The sequence below is a fragment of the Nostoc sp. genome, from assembly GCF_036917575.1.
In the GTDB taxonomy this organism is placed as follows: domain Bacteria; phylum Cyanobacteriota; class Cyanobacteriia; order Cyanobacteriales; family Nostocaceae; genus Nostoc.
The window spans coordinates 24901-42678 of the sequence record NZ_JBALDC010000027.1 but is presented as its reverse complement, the minus strand read 5'-3'; the positions used below and the strand labels follow the sequence as shown (position 1 = coordinate 42678).

Genomic DNA, 17778 nt, shown 5'->3' with positions numbered 1-17778 from the left:
AATATTTTTTGTAGCTCCTTAGTAGATGTTTTATTGTAGAGACAAGTATATTGATTTACTGGAGTTATAAACATCAGAGCTTGATCATATCCTCATGAGTGATAAATAAAAGGATACAGAGCAACTAAATTTATTTATGGGGATTTTGAATTTTGAATTTTGAATTCGGAGCGTTCGCCCTTGGCGTCTCGAAGAGAAGCGACGTGACTTCCTTAAACATCAACCTCTATCTGTTCCTAGAAAATCTCCTCTTTTTCCTTATTGCCACACTTTTTATTGTGGTTGTGAACTGGGGATGGAAAAATGCAAAGCCTTATACTCTACCTTTCCCATTACCCGCTTGGTATAAAATCTGGTTTGGCTCGGTGCAACTGCTAGCAGTAGTGCCGCCATTAGTGGTCATGTTATTGTGGGGTGTATGGTGGGGCGATCGCACGGTCTTAACTGTGCTTGCTTGGTATTTTATCGTCTTAGGGTTGCAAATCATCTCTGAAACAGTGACGCTTAGGCAGTTGCAAAATGTCGTCTGGGTGATGGTTCCTTATATATATCTGCCTTACCGCTTCTGGCAGTTGTATGAGGGTTTGACACTTTTGGATTCGACAAGCAAGTTGCAGTGGGTACGATATTTATTGATTTTTGAATTGGTGATGTGGATTGTTAACTACGCCATAGATATATCTCAATTGCCGCGGCTGTTTCGTTGGGAAGTACAATCTAAACTCTGACGCTAGCTAGGGATTAATCGCAGAATTAGCCATTTTTACTAATGAAGTGCGATCGCCTGCTTTCAACCCCACAACATATTGCACACCCTGTTGTCTCCAAGTTAAAGTAGCATCTGAGCAACCAGCACCACAAGTAAAATCTACAAAATAGCCAGTAATTCCCTTAGTTAAGGATACACGTTTCCCAGTCAGGCTGGGTATTTTACGGGTTATAGCTTCAGCAGAAATAACGCCTAAACGACAGGCAGAAGCACCATTACAGTCTGGACTGAAACCCAGTAAAATTTCGTACTTTTTTTGCGTAGCAGCTTCTACAATTGCGTAAATCGGATTTTCTCCATCTGACTCAGGAATAAACTTCGGCAATAAAATCTTAATCTGAGTCTTTTGCTTTAATTTGGGCAGAATAGATTTAAAAACTGGGTGTGGCTGAGTTTTACTCTGCTGTGCTATCAGTTGTGACTGGTTGTTTATATTGGCGATGGCTAACTTGTGAAAGCTGCTGACACTGACTAATAAAAATACGGCACACACAGCACTAGTATTTTTAAAGCTTAAAATCATCTTTGAAAACCTATTCGATCTAAAGTATTTATTTGTAATACCCAGTTTGAGTATAAAAATATTACTTTTTTAAACGCAAAGGAGCGATCGCAATAACAAAGCATCTGCCATACACGAAAATTCCGAAGAGAGTTGACCTGGGGAACATCCTAGAGTCAAGATAAAAGGGTTAGATATCTTGTCAAAGTACTAAGCACATCCGATATCGCCTGATTTTCTTTCATTTGCCTGTTTTTGGGTTAAAGAGGAAGGCTATAGGCGATACTTATTAACGCGGCAAAAAACTTAAAAAAGTATGCACGGATTGCTAAGACGTGCCTGGACGCGGAGGGTTAAGCCGTTGCACCCCGATGAAGCGTCAAGAAACAGCTGATTAAATCAAATTCTAAGCGATTTAATCATATATTTTGTAGCAGATACTTGTGGAAAAGAAAATTTTAGGTGTAAATGTTGTTATGAAAGTTGGCGATCGCGTCCGCGTTATAGACTCAGTAGTGGTGTATCATCATCCTGAACATCGGAATCAGCCTTTTGACATCAAAGGCACAGAAGGCGATGTAGTAGCTATTACCACCCAATGGCGAGACAGACCAGTAAGCGCTAATCTGCCGATTTTAGTCCAGTTTAGTAAAAAGTTTAAAGCCCATTTACGTGAAAATGAGTTAGAAATCATCTAAATCGCTTATCGGCGGCGAAACCACTGAAAAATATTCAGTTCGCCGCGCATTTTTTTCAAGTCTTGACGGTTTTGTTCTGCTGTGGTATAATACCAATCACAATGACGTTTGAACTCTGAGCGTGACCGAACTTCGTGGTAAAACTGATGGGTTGTTTGGTAAGAGGCAAAAGCTTCCTCAACTTGGGGTTGAGCAGCTGGAATAATATAAGGTAAATTTTTAGACATAAAATTAAGAGTATTAGAGACGTAATTAATCGCGTCTGTTTTGAATTCAGCTAATTACCGCACTTCCTAATTAATATAGCAAGAGGCAGCTATGCTGGAGAAAGGAGGCAGGAGGTAGAACTATTACTATTTCTAGCATTGACGCTTGTCATTATGTCCTAACATATCTGACTACGGCTATAACTCATAATTTATAACTTATAACTTTTTAACAACTCTCAATAGACAGTGCTGAGTGCTGAGTAAGGAGTGAGGAGTGAAAAGTAAAAACACAGAGGAGAATTGTTTCTTTCATTCATAACGAGTGGCAAGCGCCGCCTGTGGGATGCTCCTAACTTTAATTAAAGCCAACCGTGTAAGCGATAAACTAAAGAACCAATATACTCTTTGAGAGCAATGGTAAACTGGTGTAAATTGTCAGTATCAGGTAATAAATTTAGTATAGCGGCTTTGGGAGTACTACCGAGTTCTTGCAATTCACCCTCACTAACTAAAAAGTCAGTGGGTGCAGGAATAGCACTGATTCCTTGACGCTGGAAAATCTGAAGCGATCGCGGTAAATGCATTGCCGAAGTTACTAATAATATCTGATTGATGCCACGAGATAACAAGATTTTGCGGACATTTACAGCATTTTGATAAGTATTGAGAGAGTCAGGTTCTTGGATAATCGCCTCAGATGGAATACCAATAGATGTAAGTATTGTTGCCATATCTGCCGATTCTGGCGAACCACTTCCACGCCAATCAATGCGGCCGCCGCTGAGAATGATTATAGGGGCTTTTTTTTGGCGATACAGTTGTGCGGCGTAGATGACGCGATCGCCTGCTTCACTTAAATCGACAGTAGGTCTTGGGAAAAAAGCTGATTTCGTTGCGCCACCCAAAACCACAATCGCTTCTGCATTAGGTATTTGAGTAGATGGAAGATTTTGCCATTCTAGCGATCGCACTAATGATTTCGCGATCCAAGCATTGCTACAAAATAGCAATAAAGTTAGGGAAAAAGCAATTGCGATCGCCGCAGTCTGCGGTCGTTTCCACAAAGTCACTAATGCTACTACCAAGCTTACACAGGCTAATCCTAATGGATAAAAAAATAGTGGCAGTAATTTGGAGAGATATAAAAACATACTGGGGATTGGGTACTGGGTACTGGGGATTTGGAATTAGAGATTGAGGATTAGAGATTAGAAATTAGGATTAAAATAATTCTTTTTTAGTCTCCATTGCCCCTTATGCCCAACTCCCAATCCCCATTCCCTAATCCCCAATTCTCTACCTTTCCCAAAACCTGAAATTGAAACCACTTCCAGGAGGGCGACGGTAACGGCGGCCAACTCTTCTGCTTTGCCGTTTGTTGAATCTTTCGGTTGTTGATTCAACTTCGTTTTCTTCTGACTCTTCAACTTGCAACTGAGTTCTAGTTTCTTCCTTACTTCCCCACCAAGCAATAATCCAGCCTCCAGCTAAAGCGCCTAATCCACCTAGTAAAATACTCATGGGTGCTGGATAGCCCAAATATACAAAGCCCAGCATGAAAAATAACCAGTATTTCAATCCTGCATCAACACCATCAGAGGAAGCAACAGCTGGAGCTTGGGGGCTATTATCGGTTATATTCGTGATCCAGATTAGGATAAAACCGCCCATGATTCCTAAGAAGATACTTAGGGCTGGTGCAGAGCCGGTCATTATTAATATAAATGTTAAAAATGCCCCAAATAATAGTTGAGAAAAGAAACTGGGAGAAATACTGAATAAGTCGTTCTTTTTGTCTGCCATAAAATAAAAAACTTATTTAACTAATTACTAATTTATAATTTGTAATTTTCAATTCAATTACGAATTACGAATTACGAATTACAAATTATTTTAATTGTGCCTGTTGTGGTTGAGTTGTATCCCAAATCTTTACATAAGGTTGTTCCTCTTCAGTGAAAGGTTCAGCTTGTTTGATTTGTGAGTCTAATAAATCGGCGGTGGCATCAGCAATATCACCAGTGCGATTGTTCAAACGCTCTTTTAGAACTTCAAGCGGTGCTGTGCATTGGATAATCTGAAGGGGGAGTTGATGCTTTGTAGCTTGAGCGATCGCTTCTTGCCGTAATTGTTGTTTATCATACTTGGCATCTAAAATTACCAAAAAACCTTGTTTAGCCAGGATAATCCCCAATGACAACAGCCGTGTATAAGTTTTCTCGGTCATCTCTGGTGTATACAAATCATCGCCACCCTTTTCCCACAAAGGAATTCCCCCTAAATGCTTCCGCACCGCATCAGAACGCAGGTGAATCGCTCCTTGTTGACGTGCTAAAAACCTGGCTGTGGTACTTTTACCAGAACCCGACAACCCTGACATCAAAATTAGTTGTCCCAAGTTTGGTTTAGTGTATTCCCAAGCCTGTTTGTAATAATCAGCAGCCGTTTTTGTCGCTTCTTCCTTTGCTGTCGCAGGTACACTCGGATCATCTAGCAAAAATGATGTCACCTTAGCCCGGACATAAGCCTGACGACTTAAATATAAGGGCAACACTTGTAAGCCTTCCCAGTCTCCAGTTTGCTCTATATAGGCATTCAAAAACGCATTACCCAAGTCTTGACGCTGGCGAGCTGACAAATCCATCACCGTAAACGCCACATCGTACATCACATCGACAAAGCGAAACGGTTCATTAAATTCAATGCAATCAAACAATAAAATTTTATCGTGCCACAGGGCAATATTTCTTAGGTGTAAGTCTCCGTGACATTCACGAATATAATTGTTGTCAATTCTGCTAGCAAATAATTCTGGACGTTCGGCAAAAAAGTTATCTGTATATTGCTTTGTTTGTGTAAATTGCGCCTGAGTCTGGGGGCCGCCAATATACTTCTCAGTTTGCTGATAATTTTCATCAAAGGCAGCTTGAACATTTGGCACTTCGCCAAAAGTGCGAATGTAATCATTCGTCTGTGCTTCGGCATGATATTGAGCAACCACACGTCCCAACTCATCTAGGAGTGTCTCATTTAACTTACCCTGTTCAAACAGTGTACTTAATAGCGACTCATCAGGAAACTGACGCATCTTCAGCGTATATTCTACAGGCTCAACAGTTCCCCCTAACTGGTATTGCTCCCCTACCAAAGTTATGGGCAAAACTTCTAAATACAGTTCACCAGCACCCCGCTGATTTAAGCGTAACTCTTCCTGACAAAAATGCTGCCGCTTATCTAAGGTGGAAAAGTCCAAAAAGCCAAAATTTACAGGTTTTTTCAGTTTATAGGCGTAATCTCCAGTAAGCACCACATAAGAAATGTGGGTTTGAATCAGTTGAATGGGTTCTGTTACCGAATGAGGATAAAATCCCGTCTGCAACATTTGTTCAATAAAAGCTGGAAGAGTTGCTTGTGTCATCTCTTTGCTCTGCGGGTTCAAATACAAAAAAACCAGGAGTTTCCCCCTGGTATCATCAAAAATTATTACACACTTACGTAGCTTCAGAGGTTGTTTCACTCTCTAACTCAGCCTCAGCTTCATCCTCAGCAGCAGCGCTGATTTGCGGCTGCGAGACGCTAACTACGACTCGCTCCGGATCACCAAGAACTGTGACACCTTGAGGCAAGATTAGCTCTTGAACACGCAAGCTGTCTCCGATTTTCAGATCAGAGACATCAATTTCAATTATTTCCGGGATATTTTCTGGCGCACAGCTGACTTGCAACTCAGTGATAACAGTGTCTAAAAAACCACCTTCTTGTTTAACACCAACAGCAGTTCCCACATAACGCAGAGGTACTTCTACAGTGGTGTCGCCGTGACCAGCAACTGCAAAAAAGCTGAGGTGGTAAGGCGTACCTTTTCCGGGATGAATCTGAAGTTCCCGTAGCAAGGTATTACCGCGCCAAGGTGCATCGGTAATATTTAAATCAATCAAGGTGTTGTTGACGGAAGCTCTTTTGAGCAAGCGCTCAACAGCTTTGGCATCAATGGTGAAAGAAATGGATTCTGTACCCTTATGACCATACAAATTGGCAGGTATGAGTCCAGAACGGCGCAAAGCTTTTGGCTTGCTGCCTTCTGGACGTTTTTGAGATTCGACTGTAATAGCCATAAAAGTTGTCCTTTGTCAGTTGTCATTAAATCCTAGTACTCAGCACGGGCTAAACGCCCCGCTTTTGCTAACAGCACTCACTAAGCACTAAGTAGGGTCGCAGGTGTACCGTCGGCGTGCAATAAAGCACGTTTGGGCCCGTGGATGGGGTCTTCTACGATTATGGTCTGATCGCGGCTGGCTCCTAGCGAGACGATCGCGATCGGAACTTCCATCAATTCGGCTAAGAATTTTAGATAGTCCAATGCTGCTTGTGGTAAGTCTTCCAGAGCGCGGCAGTCAGTTGTTGATACTTTCCATCCTGGTAAGGTTTTGTAGATGGGGCGACATCTAGCAAATTGACGAGAACTTGTGGGGAAGTGTTCGCTGCGTTGACCATCTATGTTATATGCAACACAAACTTTGATTTCCTCTAATTCATCGAGAACATCCAGTTTGGTGAGCGCCATACAATCCATGCCGTTAATTCGTACCGCATAGCGACCGATGACGGCATCAAACCAGCCACAGCGCCGTTTGCGTCCGGTAGTTGTGCCAAATTCCGCACCGCGATCGCACAATAATTCTCCTAACTTTCCATCCAATTCAGTGGGAAATGGCCCCTCTCCCACACGAGTTGTATAGGCTTTCGACACCCCGATTACTCGATCAATCATTGTCGGGCCTACCCCAGTACCAACACAAGCCCCACCCGCTACCGGGTTAGAGGAAGTGACGTATGGATAAGTTCCATGATCTAAGTCTAGAAGCGTACCTTGTGCGCCTTCAAACAAAATATTGCGCCGTCGCCAAATTGCATCGGATATTTTCAACGATGTATCAACAACGTAAGGCCGCAAGCGTTCTGCATACCCCAAATACTGCTCAATCACCTCTTGTGGATCTAGAGGCGGCAAGTTGTAAAGCTTTTCTAAAATGACGTTTTTATAATTAATCGTCCACTCCAACTGCTCGCGCAGCCCATCCGGGTTCATCAAGTCTAAGACTCGAATGCCTATACGTTCAGATTTGTCAGCATAAGTCGGCCCAATGCCCCGACCTGTTGTGCCGATCTTATAGCTTCCCCGTCGTTCTTCAGATGCTTGGTCAATCAATCGATGATAAGGCATCGTTACGTGGGCTGTCTCAGATATCAGCAGGTGGTCAGTGGAAATATTTAATTCTTTTAGTTGGTCGAGTTCTGCGATCAAAATCTGTGGATCGATGACTGTTCCACAGCCGATAATGCAATCGGTGTTTGGATACAAAATCCCAGAGGGAATCAAGTGCAGTTTAAAGGTCTGACTTTTAACTACAATCGTGTGTCCAGCATTGACACCCCCTTGGTAACGCACCACAACATCTGCGGAACGGCTGAGTAAGTCAGTTATTTTACCTTTTCCTTCATCGCCCCATTGGGCACCTATGACAATGACGTTAGCCAAGAGCTTATCTTAAGAAGTAAAGTTTCCACAAACTATTATTATTAACATATTGCTTGAATCATGTCAAGCTTCTTACAGTAGGGGCCACATCTGTACATTGGGGGATGAGCAAGGCAAACGCATATTATTTACTAATAAAAACTAAAAAGGATTCCCAAATTATCTAAATAACTATAAAAATTTATAAGGTTATTGAATGTCATTTAAAGAGGATTGTGATAACCAACACAAATTAACGCCTCAATAAAACTGAAATTTTTTTGATTATTGCCTTGTAGTGGCTCACTATAGCAGTCCTAAATCATTTGTGAAATATTTTTGGAGTTGCCTGCCATGAGTCATTAGTCATTAGTCCTAAGAAAATTGCAAATAACAAAAGACCAAGGATAACCACAACAAAATTTTCACGACTCAAATAGGATTGCTATAGCAGTAAGATTGAACACCAGAGGGTTAGGATGAATTGGGCAGCATACTCTTGCTTACCTGTATTTAAGTAAGATGTAAGTGATAAAGCAGCCCATCCAAAATCTGACTTTTTCCACTAAGTTCAAATTAAAAACTTTTTTTTGCGTAATGTTAGTAATCCCACTACGCCAAGAGCAATTAATGCTGATGGTTCGGGAACAGAAATTTTTTGTGCTGTCAAACTAGTTTCGTAAGAAAGTTTAGGGTTTGTAGCCGACTCAACCGTATAACTAGCTTCAACTTGTTGTAATCCTCCCTCACCGATGGGAATGGAAAAGATACCGTCTTGATCTCCGGTTATTATTTTACCCAAGTATTCTACTGTAACATCTGGAATTTGTTTTCCTTCATAAAGAACTTGAACTTTTAAGTTATCTCCTGCTTTGACTGCAAGAGGATTTTGCAAGGATACGATTTCTAATGGTAAATTGAATGGTTTAGCCAGAGTCTCAGACCAATCATAAAGAGCTTTTGTATATTTCAGGTAATGGCCTACGTCTTGATATTGCCCAATTTCCTGCTCGGAAATACTGCGATATTCATCGTCAGATATCCTCGCATAATAGCCATTATCAAAAAATCCAGTTAAGGCTGCAATTTGACTATTAGGAGTGAGAGATAATCCATCTTCTTTCTGGTTAATATTAAATGGAACTTCCTGCCTAATAGTATTATAAGCAGTAGCTTGCTTAAATTTAGATATTGGGTAAGGTTCTGGGCCTTCTTCTGGATGACCAAATAAGAGATTATATTCTCCGCTTTTGTAGTCAAACCAGATAACGTGTGCTGAGGCGGGCTGAATAATTAAAGGTAAAACTGCCACCGCTAATAGAAATTGTTTCCAAGTTTTAGTAAACATCTAAATTGTCATAAATCAGGTAATAAGTAATTAAAAACATAATACTTGATGTATAACAATCCCCCCATAAGGGATATTTATTAAGATAATTTTAAATAATAAATATTGATTTTTAAAAAAGTATCTATTGTTAACAGTGATACAATATTTATTTACAATAAATAGCCTTGTTGCACAAACAAAGAAAATGCTAATCTGTGCTATCGTGGCTATCGTGAATAACTTGGCTGCAAAACCGGGAGATAACTGGGTAGCCGATAATTGACCCACCTTTGCCTGCCTGACTGGGGAATTAGTACCAATCAGGAAATCCCTATGATTTTGCGGTTAATTAAAATTCTCAACAAAATATGTTGCATTGCAAAGTCTCTGCAAATATTATAGATAGGCAAATTATCCGATCCGAACTATATTGCCAACACTACGGCTAAAAATGAATTTATATTAAAAATGAGCGGATTTATTTGTAAATATTCTGTATAAATTATCATATTTAACAATTCAGAGATTTACAACCATAATAGATTGAATTTTGTTACCCGTGTTATCAAAATCCTTCAAATATTCTCAGTATTTGTTTTTAATCTTTAATTTTAACTGATGGAGGGCATCTGCGGCAGAAAGGGCGATCGCATGAGCAAAAAATGGTATCGAGTCCAAAAACTGAAAGCAATATTTGTCCTAGCATTGGCAGTTGTATTTACTAATGCTGTAGTTTCATATAGCAACACTGTAAAGCTGATTCACAACCAGCAATGGCTAACATATTCCTATAAAATTATTACCCAAATTGAAAATATCCAATATACACTCAAAGATACTGAAATTGCACAACGTAGTTTCTTAATTACAGCAGATGCAGATGACCTACAAACTTATATTGCAGCCGCTCAACAAACAAATAGCAATATTCAGATTCTCAAAAGCTTAACTGCCAATAACCATCAAAAGCAGCAGTGGATTGCCTTGCTAGAGCCGAAAATTACCAACAGACTCAACATTTTACAACAAGAGATTTACCTCAGAAAAAATCAAGGATTAGAAGCAGTTCGGCAGCAAATATTATCTGATAATGATAAGCAAATTGGTAAAGAGATTCAACAACTGATTAACGACTCTTTGAAGGTAGATAAAAATTTATTACAGCAGGGAATGCAGCAGTCACAAGCAAATTCCCAAAAGGCGATAGTGATATTTTTTATCGCTGCGATTGTGGATTTAGTGCTGGTGATGCTGCTATATCATTTGTTGTGGCGTTATATCAGGCAACTTCAGCAGACAGAATTGGCCCTACGCCAAAGCGAAAATCGTTTACGAGCCATGATAGATGCAGAACCAGAATGCATCCAGTTAATTGCCAGAGATAGCACCCTTTTAGAAATTAATGCAGAAGGGTTGGCAATGATGGAAGTAGAAAGTGCTGATATCTTGATTGGTAAACCAGTTGATGCCGTAATTGTGCCAGAGTATAAAGCCGCCTTTGCCGACTTGCATAAAAATGTCTGTCAAGGTAGTAAGGGAACTTTGGAGTTTGAAATCGTGGGATTTAAAGGCACTCGCCGCTACCTGGAAACTCATGCTGTACCACTGCGTAACGAATCTGATGGCACTTTCATGCATTTGGCACTGACACGAGATATAACCCAGCGAAAACAGGCAGAACAGAAAATCCGCGAACAAGCAGCGCTGTTGGATGTATCAACTGATGCGATACTGGTGCGAAATATCCACAACCAAATCTTATTTTGGAATAAAGGTGGTGAACGTCTATATGGCTGGAAAGCTGAGGAAGTTGTGGGTAAGAATGTTTTACAACTTTTATATAAAGAGATTTCACCACAGCTAGAAGATGCTTACTTGAAGGTGATGAATACGGGTGAGTGGCGGGGTGAGTTGCATCAACTGACAAGGGAAGGCAAAATAATTATCGTTGAAAGTCGGTGGACACTGATCCGAGATGATAATGGACAACCCAAATCCATTTTGAGTGTGAACACTGAGATTACGCAGCACAAACAACTAGAAGCTCAACTTCTGCGATCGCAACGTTTGGAGAGTATCGGTACTTTAGCTGGCGGTATCGCTCATGACCTCAACAACATCCTATCGCCAATTTTAATGTCAGTTCAACTGTTGCAGAAGAAATTGCCCGATTCACAGAGTCAGCAAATACTGCAAACTTTAGAAAATAATGTCAAACGCGGCGCTAATTTGCTCAAACAAGTGTTATCTTTTGCACGGGGTATTGAAGATAAACAGACAACTGTGCAAATTCAGCCTTTGATGGCAGAGATTGAGCAAATTATCGCTCAAACATTTCCTAAATCCATTATTTGCCAGATAGATATCCCTAAAAATCTCTGGTACGTTCGTGGAGACATAACTCAACTACATCAGGTATTGATAAACTTAGTAATCAACGCCCGCGACGCTATGCCCAATGGCGGTATTCTGAGGATTGCGGCGGAAAATCTAGTGATTGGCGAACATTCTGCTCAGATAAACATTGATGCGAAAGTGGGTTCTTATATTGCGCTCGTCGTGACGGATACTGGTATGGGGATGTCGTCAGAAGTCCAGCAAATGATTTTTGAACCATTTTTTACCACCAAAGAAGTAGGTAAAGGTACAGGTTTAGGACTTTCGACAGCGTTGGGTATTATTAAGAATCACGGTGGTTTTGTCAATGTTTACAGTCAAGTAAACAGAGGTACTCAATTCACAGTCTACTTGCCTGCCTCAACATTCAAAGACACACATTCGCTGTCTCAACAATTGGAATCAGTTATAAAAGATGGCTAAACAACAGAGCTTCTGCTTTGACGTTTTCATGTTTCGCGCAGGCTGTAAGAGCTTCTGTTTTCGCTGTAGCAACTTCTGCTTTGACGTTTCCGTGTTTCGCGCAGGCTGTAAGAGCTTCTGTCTTGACGTTTCCGTGTTTCGCGCAGGCTGTAGGAGCTTCTGCCTTGACGTTTTTAGCTTAAGCTTTACCCGTATGCAAAGGCTACCGAACTAGTCTTTGTAGATTGGGTATTGCTAAAACTTTTTGTCAAAGCCCGTTGTAGACATCGCTCATGTATGATGATTTGATTTAGTAGGATGGCAAACAGAAACGCAAGTCTGACCAAAGCTGCCGATGATGTGAGTTAAAATCCTGATATCTTCAATAACTACCCACACAGAACGGCCTCGAAAAAGCGATCGCTATGCTTCAGTATCCCCATCTCGAACAAGCGTTAAAATATCACTTTGGTTATGACCAATTCCGCCCTGGACAACGGCAAATTATCGAAGATGCGCTGCAAAATCGAGATTTAATGGTTGTGATGCCGACTGGTGGGGGGAAATCTTTATGTTTTCAGCTACCAGCATTGTTAAAAAATGGACTAACGGTAGTGGTGTCGCCGTTAATTGCTTTGATGCAAGACCAAGTAGAAGCACTGCGAAATAATAATATTAATGCGACATTTCTTAATAGCAGTTTGAATGCTTACAAAGTGCGATCGCGGGAAGAAGCCATCCTCAACGGTAAAGTAAAATTACTCTATGTCGCCCCAGAACGTCTCCTCAGTGAAAGGTTTCTGCCGTTTCTTGATTTAGTTAAAGAAAAAATTGGTATTTCTAGCTTTGCTATTGATGAAGCACACTGCGTTTCGGAATGGGGACACGATTTTCGTCCAGAATACCGCCAGTTAAAATCTCTGCGCAAACGCTATCCTGCTGTTCCTACCGTCGCCCTCACCGCTACAGCAACCGATCGCGTCCGTAATGATATTATTCAACAACTAGGGCTAAAGCAACCTAGCATCCATCTTGCTAGTTTTAATCGTCAAAATCTTTATTACGAAGTTCGTCCTAAAACTAAATATGCTTATGCTGAATTGTTGGAACTAATTCGAGAAACTGAAGGTTCAACAATTATTTATTGTTTAACTCGTAAAAAAGTTGATGAACTCACTTTTAAACTCCAAAATGATAAAGTTGTTGTTTTGCCTTATCATGCCGGATTAACTGATGAAGAACGTAGTAATAATCAAACGCGGTTTATTCGAGATGATGTTCGGGTGATGGTGGCAACAATCGCCTTTGGAATGGGAATAAATAAACCTGATGTGCGTTTGGTAGTTCACTTTGATCTGCCTAGAAATCTAGAAAGCTATTATCAAGAATCGGGTAGAGCCGGGAGAGACGGAGAACCATCTCGATGTACAATCTTTTTCAGCTTTGGTGATGTTAAAACAATTGAATGGAGCATCGATCAAAAAGCTGATCCTCAAGAACAGTTGATTGCTAAACAACAACTGCGACAAATGATCGATTACGCTGAAGGTACTGATTGTCGGCGAACGATTCAACTAGGTTACTTTGGCGAAAGGTTTGCGGGGAATTGTGATAACTGTGACAATTGTCGTCATCCCAAACCCATGCAAGATTGGACAATTGAAGCCATGAAGTTTTTATCTTGTGTGGCGCGTTGTAAAGAAAGATTTGGGATGCTACACATAATTGATGTGTTGCGGGGGGCAAAAAAAGACAAAATTATCCAATACGAACACGATAAACTTTCTACCTACGGTATCGGTAAAGATAGAACTGTAGATGAATGGCGAATGTTGGGGCGATCGCTTTTACATCAAGGGTTCATAGAACAAACTAGCGATGGTTACTCAGTTTTAAAACTAAATGCTTTAAGTTGGCAAGTAATGCGAAAACAACGCACAGTTTCGCTAGCTGTAACCACAGTTCAAAAGATTACTTGGGAACCAGAGAGTGAAAAAGCGGAAGTTGCAGAAATATTATTACAGAAGTTGCGATCGCTACGTAAACAATTGGCTGATGAGCAATCTGTACCACCTTACGTTATCTTCCACGATTCCACTTTAAAATTGATGGTACAGGTGCAACCCCAAACTTTAGTTGAATTTGCCAAACTTTCAGGTGTAGGTAGTCACAAACTCGCTCAATATGGCGAAAAGTTTCTTACAGAAATTCGCGCTTACCGCCAAGAAAAAGGTTTGCAAGATAAATCTGCTACTTCCGGATCATTTCCCAACTCAGCTTCCTACACTGAATTGCAGACATTACAATTACATCAACAAGGTTTAAATATTGCTCAAATTGCCCAAAAACGTAATCTTAGTCCGGCAACAGTTAGCAATCATCTAGAAAAACTTATTGAAAAAAATCAGCCAGTTGATTTAAATCAATTAGTACCTATAGAACATCAACAAAAAATTTGGCAAGTTTTAGAAGTACTCGGTGACATTTCCTTGACTCCCATTAAAGAACAACTAGGTGAAAGCTACAGTTTTGATGAAATTCGCTTAGTACGGAGTAAGTGGCGGCGCGAAAATCGCAAGTGATAATTTGCTTAGGACAAGGAATAAAAACAAAACAATGGCTCATATATTTATTTTTTGAAAAACTAGATAAGGAAACTAAACTTAAATCTTATGATTAAAATATAACGCTTCTGGGTTGAGTATAATACAGACCTAACCCCAACTCCTTCCCTACTAGCGTTGGGGAGTGAGATTCATCAAAGCCTCTTTCCTTTTAAGAGAAATCAGAGTGTATTTCATACAAACAAGAAACGCTATACACAAAAGCCAGATTAAAGGAGTTAGCTAATGAGTCAGATGCTTAATACAGGAGTACGCTGGACAATTCACGATATAGAACTATTTGCAGAAAATGAAGGGACGCGCTACGAGATAGTTGATGGAGAATTATTTATGACCAGGGCACCTCACTTTAAACATCAGCAAACTTGTGGCAAGATTTTTCGGCAGCTTGATGTTTGGTCAGAGTCTACTGGTTTAGGAGAAGCTGTAATCAATCCCGGTGTTTTGTTTTCAGAATCAGATAATGTGATTCCTGATGTAGTTTGGGCTACTAAAGAAACCTTGGCGCTTACATTGGATGAAGCGGGACATTTAACTGGCGCACCAGATTTAGTAGTCGAGGTTTTGTCTGCTAGCAAGGAAGACTTAAGACGAGATAAGGAAGCTAAACTTAAACTTTATTCTTCCAGAGGAGTAAAAGAATATTGGATTGCTGATTGGCGATCGCGTAAACTAGAGATTTATCGGCGCGAACAAAGTCAACTTAATTTGGTAGTAACCTTATTTAGTAATGATAATCTCATCTCTCCGCTATTGCCTGGTTTTAGCTGTACTATAGACCAGTTTTTTCCTGTATAAATTTTAGCTTAAATGGAAAAACAAGTCTCAAGTAGCGGATTAACTCTCATTCTTTTCCCAAAACAAAATGTGTATAATTTATTGTTTAGATATCGCCTTGCACCAATAACTAAGTTTTCTCCTCATCAAGGTGATATCTATAAGAGCATCAGTTTATATTAAGAGAAACTGGGTATTTTCGAGTTAGAGTCTTGTGATGTAAGCGTAGACGCTAAAGGTACAGTATTTTGGCTTTTGGCAGACAGAATTATAGATAGCAGCTTAGGCAGTGCCAGACAGGCTACAGTATTTAATATTGTCAAAAATATACCATCTATCAAACTCATATATCAATCTTCTCCGTTTGAAAATTGGTGGTGACTATATTTATTAGTTTGAATCAAAATCAGTATAATTGCGTAAAAACAGAATTTAGATTTCTTTTAGAGAATATAAGCTAAATAAATATATTGATATTGGACTTTGATTTAATTTCTGAAAACCTCGTGAGATTGAAAAGCCTGTATGATAAGGGTTTTATTTTAAATCTTGTTCAAAAATCCGATACGAGTCCCGTAGTAAGCCGATTTGATTTTTGAAAACATCTAAGTCATAACTCTACTTTTTATGTTTTTTGACTTCCTGTTCGGAAATGTCTTAGGGGGTCAAACCCCCTATTCACTCATCAGATACATCCTTACACAAGTTAGGCAAATCAGTCTCTAGGTAGAGAGAAAATTAAAATTGCCATATCTATGGAATTAGAGCTAAAGATAAATGAAAAAATCTCATTTGATCTATCAAAAGTATGAGATACGGATATAACAATATCCTATATCTCAAGAAACTAAATATTTGTATTTAACCTAAAAGTCTACTTCTGACAGAGGATGTAAAAAAAAATTAGACATCATAAACTAAAATCAATAAAAATCAAAGTTCCTAAACAATTCATCCAAGTGTGCTATACACGAGCTTGGAACGATCCAAAACTTTGTTAAAATCAGCAACACACAAACTATGAACTCTACCACCGAAAAACGTATCGCCTTGATTTCCGTTCACGGAGACCCAGCGATTGAAATAGGAAAAGAAGAAGCTGGGGGACAAAATGTTTATGTGCGCCACGTGGGTGAAGCACTAGCGCAACTAGGATGGCAAGTTGATATGTTTACCCGCAAAGTGAGTCTAGAGCAAGATTTAATAGTTGAACATAGCAACAATTGTCGAACCATTCGTTTAAAAGCTGGCCCCCTTGAGTTTGTGCCGCGAGATGATATTTTTGAATATTTACCAGAATTTATCGATAATTTCCTTAAATTTCAAGAAAAAAACGAAATTACATACGAATTGGTTCACACTAACTATTGGCTCTCTAGTTGGGTGGGGATGCAGCTAAATAAAATCCAAAAGAGTAAACAGGTTCACACCTACCACTCCTTAGGAGCAGTAAAGTATAACACTATAGAAAATATTCCTTTGATTGCTAGTCAGCGATTAGCAGTGGAAAAACAGGTGTTGGAAAATGCAAATCGAATTGTCGCGACGAGTCCGCAAGAAAAAGAACACATGCGATCGCTAGTTTCTACAAAAGGTAATATCGACATTATTCCCTGTGGTACAGATATTCAGCGATTTGGTTCGATTGCACGAGAAGCAGCCAGGGCTGAATTGGGAATTGACAAAGAAGCTAAAGTTGTATTATATGTAGGACGCTTTGACCAACGCAAAGGTATAGAAACCTTGGTACGGGCATTAAATGAGTCTGAGCTACGTGACTCCAACAATCTCCAGCTAATCATTGGTGGTGGTAGTACTCCAGGTAACAGCGACGGAATTGAGCGCGATCGCATTGAGCAAATCGTCAACGAATTGGGAATGAGCGACTTTACCACCTTTGCTGGTCGTTTAAGTCAAGATATTTTACCAACTTATTACGCTGCTGCCGATGTTTGCGTTGTTCCCAGTCACTACGAACCCTTTGGACTCGTGGCGACCGAAGCAATGGCAAGCGGTACACCAGTGGTAGCAAGTGATGTCGGCGGACTTCAGTTTACTGTAGTTAATGAAGAAACTGGTTTATTAGCTCCACCACAAGATGTAGAGGCTTTTGCATCTGCTATTGATCGAATTCTCTTAAATCCAGAATGGCGAGATGAATTGGGTAAAGCTGGTAGAGAGCGCGTCGAAACTAAGTTTAGCTGGGATGGTGTCGCAAATCAACTGAGTGAACTTTACACCCAACTGTTGCAGCCACAAACAGTAGCATCAACAGCAAAAGAACTAGTACACTCAACCACAGAACTAGTGCAATCAGCAGCAAAAGAATTAGTACACTCAACCACAGAACTAGTGCAATCAGCAGCAAAAGAACCAGTTTTGGTTGCTAAATAACGCTTTTGCTTAACAGATGATAGTGAGTGAGTAACTCGGATAATATTTTGGGTTTAACAAACTTAGAACTCAGGAGTCAGAAGCCAGAATTCAGAATTGAATTCTGTGAAACTGGTGGATAATGCAGCGTTAACTAGTCCGCTAGCATCTAAATTAAC

The 17778-nt window shown here is 40.1% G+C and carries 13 protein-coding genes and 1 pseudogene; 6 read left to right on the top strand and 8 right to left on the bottom strand.

The genetic code is table 11. The features are described from left to right. Positions 1 to 203 precede the first annotated feature (203 nt). Positions 204 to 728, top strand: coding sequence for a hypothetical protein (locus V7K79_RS06340; protein WP_335045751.1), 525 nt, complete (start codon positions 204 to 206; stop codon positions 726 to 728). Between the two features lie 6 nt (positions 729 to 734). Here V7K79_RS06340 and V7K79_RS06335 read toward each other — a convergent pair whose 3' ends face one another. After that, on the bottom strand, positions 735 to 1292 hold the full coding sequence (locus tag V7K79_RS06335) for a hypothetical protein (RefSeq protein ID WP_335045749.1): 558 nt from the start codon (positions 1290 to 1292) through the stop codon (positions 735 to 737). A 455-nt stretch (positions 1293 to 1747) separates the two neighbouring features. On the opposite strand from V7K79_RS06335, the gene V7K79_RS06330 reads away from it, so the two are divergent. Further along, positions 1748 to 1969 carry a ferredoxin-thioredoxin reductase variable chain gene (locus tag V7K79_RS06330; RefSeq protein WP_335045848.1) on the top strand — a complete coding sequence of 74 codons (222 nt, stop codon included), beginning with the start codon at positions 1748 to 1750 and terminating at the stop codon, positions 1967 to 1969. 5 nt (positions 1970 to 1974) lie between these two features. Here the strand turns inward: V7K79_RS06330 and V7K79_RS06325 are convergent, their stop codons facing one another. From V7K79_RS06325 to V7K79_RS06295, 7 genes are all read right to left on the bottom strand, one after another. Continuing rightward, positions 1975 to 2196, bottom strand: coding sequence for a hypothetical protein (locus V7K79_RS06325; protein ID WP_335045747.1), 222 nt, complete (start codon positions 2194 to 2196; stop codon positions 1975 to 1977). A 341-nt stretch (positions 2197 to 2537) separates the two neighbouring features. Continuing rightward, positions 2538 to 3329: a YdcF family protein gene (locus tag V7K79_RS06320; protein ID WP_335045745.1), complete on the bottom strand. Its 792-nt coding sequence runs from the start codon at positions 3327 to 3329 to the stop codon at positions 2538 to 2540. Positions 3330 to 3474: 145 nt separating this feature from the next. Continuing rightward, positions 3475 to 3981 (bottom strand): hypothetical protein, encoded by a 507-nt coding sequence (locus V7K79_RS06315; RefSeq protein WP_335045742.1) that lies wholly within the window; start codon positions 3979 to 3981, stop codon positions 3475 to 3477. An 85-nt stretch (positions 3982 to 4066) separates the two neighbouring features. After that, positions 4067 to 5596 carry a bifunctional aminoglycoside phosphotransferase/ATP-binding protein gene (locus V7K79_RS06310; RefSeq protein ID WP_335045741.1) on the bottom strand — a complete coding sequence of 510 codons (1530 nt, stop codon included), beginning with the start codon at positions 5594 to 5596 and terminating at the stop codon, positions 4067 to 4069. Between the two features lie 73 nt (positions 5597 to 5669). Continuing rightward, positions 5670 to 6293 carry a 50S ribosomal protein L25/general stress protein Ctc gene (locus V7K79_RS06305; RefSeq protein WP_335045739.1) on the bottom strand — a complete coding sequence of 208 codons (624 nt, stop codon included), beginning with the start codon at positions 6291 to 6293 and terminating at the stop codon, positions 5670 to 5672. An 80-nt stretch (positions 6294 to 6373) separates the two neighbouring features. Next, complete coding sequence (locus V7K79_RS06300; RefSeq protein WP_335045736.1) at positions 6374 to 7717, bottom strand: adenylosuccinate synthase; 1344 nt, start codon at positions 7715 to 7717, stop codon at positions 6374 to 6376. Between the two features lie 550 nt (positions 7718 to 8267). Next, the gene (locus V7K79_RS06295; protein ID WP_335045733.1) at positions 8268 to 9044 is read right to left on the bottom strand and encodes a DUF4198 domain-containing protein; all 777 of its coding nucleotides are present in this window, start codon (positions 9042 to 9044) and stop codon (positions 8268 to 8270) included. Positions 9045 to 9644: 600 nt separating this feature from the next. Between V7K79_RS06295 and V7K79_RS06290 the strand changes: the two genes are divergently transcribed. From V7K79_RS06290 to V7K79_RS06275, 4 genes and pseudogenes are all read left to right on the top strand, one after another. Further along, positions 9645 to 11846, top strand: coding sequence for a PAS domain S-box protein (locus tag V7K79_RS06290; RefSeq protein ID WP_335045730.1), 2202 nt, complete (start codon positions 9645 to 9647; stop codon positions 11844 to 11846). A 404-nt stretch (positions 11847 to 12250) separates the two neighbouring features. After that, positions 12251 to 14407 (top strand): DNA helicase RecQ, encoded by a 2157-nt coding sequence (gene recQ, locus V7K79_RS06285; protein ID WP_335045728.1) that lies wholly within the window; start codon positions 12251 to 12253, stop codon positions 14405 to 14407. A gap of 267 nt (positions 14408 to 14674) precedes the next feature. After that, positions 14675 to 15247, top strand: coding sequence for a Uma2 family endonuclease (locus tag V7K79_RS06280; protein ID WP_335045726.1), 573 nt, complete (start codon positions 14675 to 14677; stop codon positions 15245 to 15247). A 999-nt stretch (positions 15248 to 16246) separates the two neighbouring features. Next, positions 16247 to 17482 (top strand): annotated as a pseudogene (locus V7K79_RS06275) (glycosyltransferase family 4 protein); the annotation flags it as partial. Between the last annotated feature and the right edge of the window lie 296 nt (positions 17483 to 17778).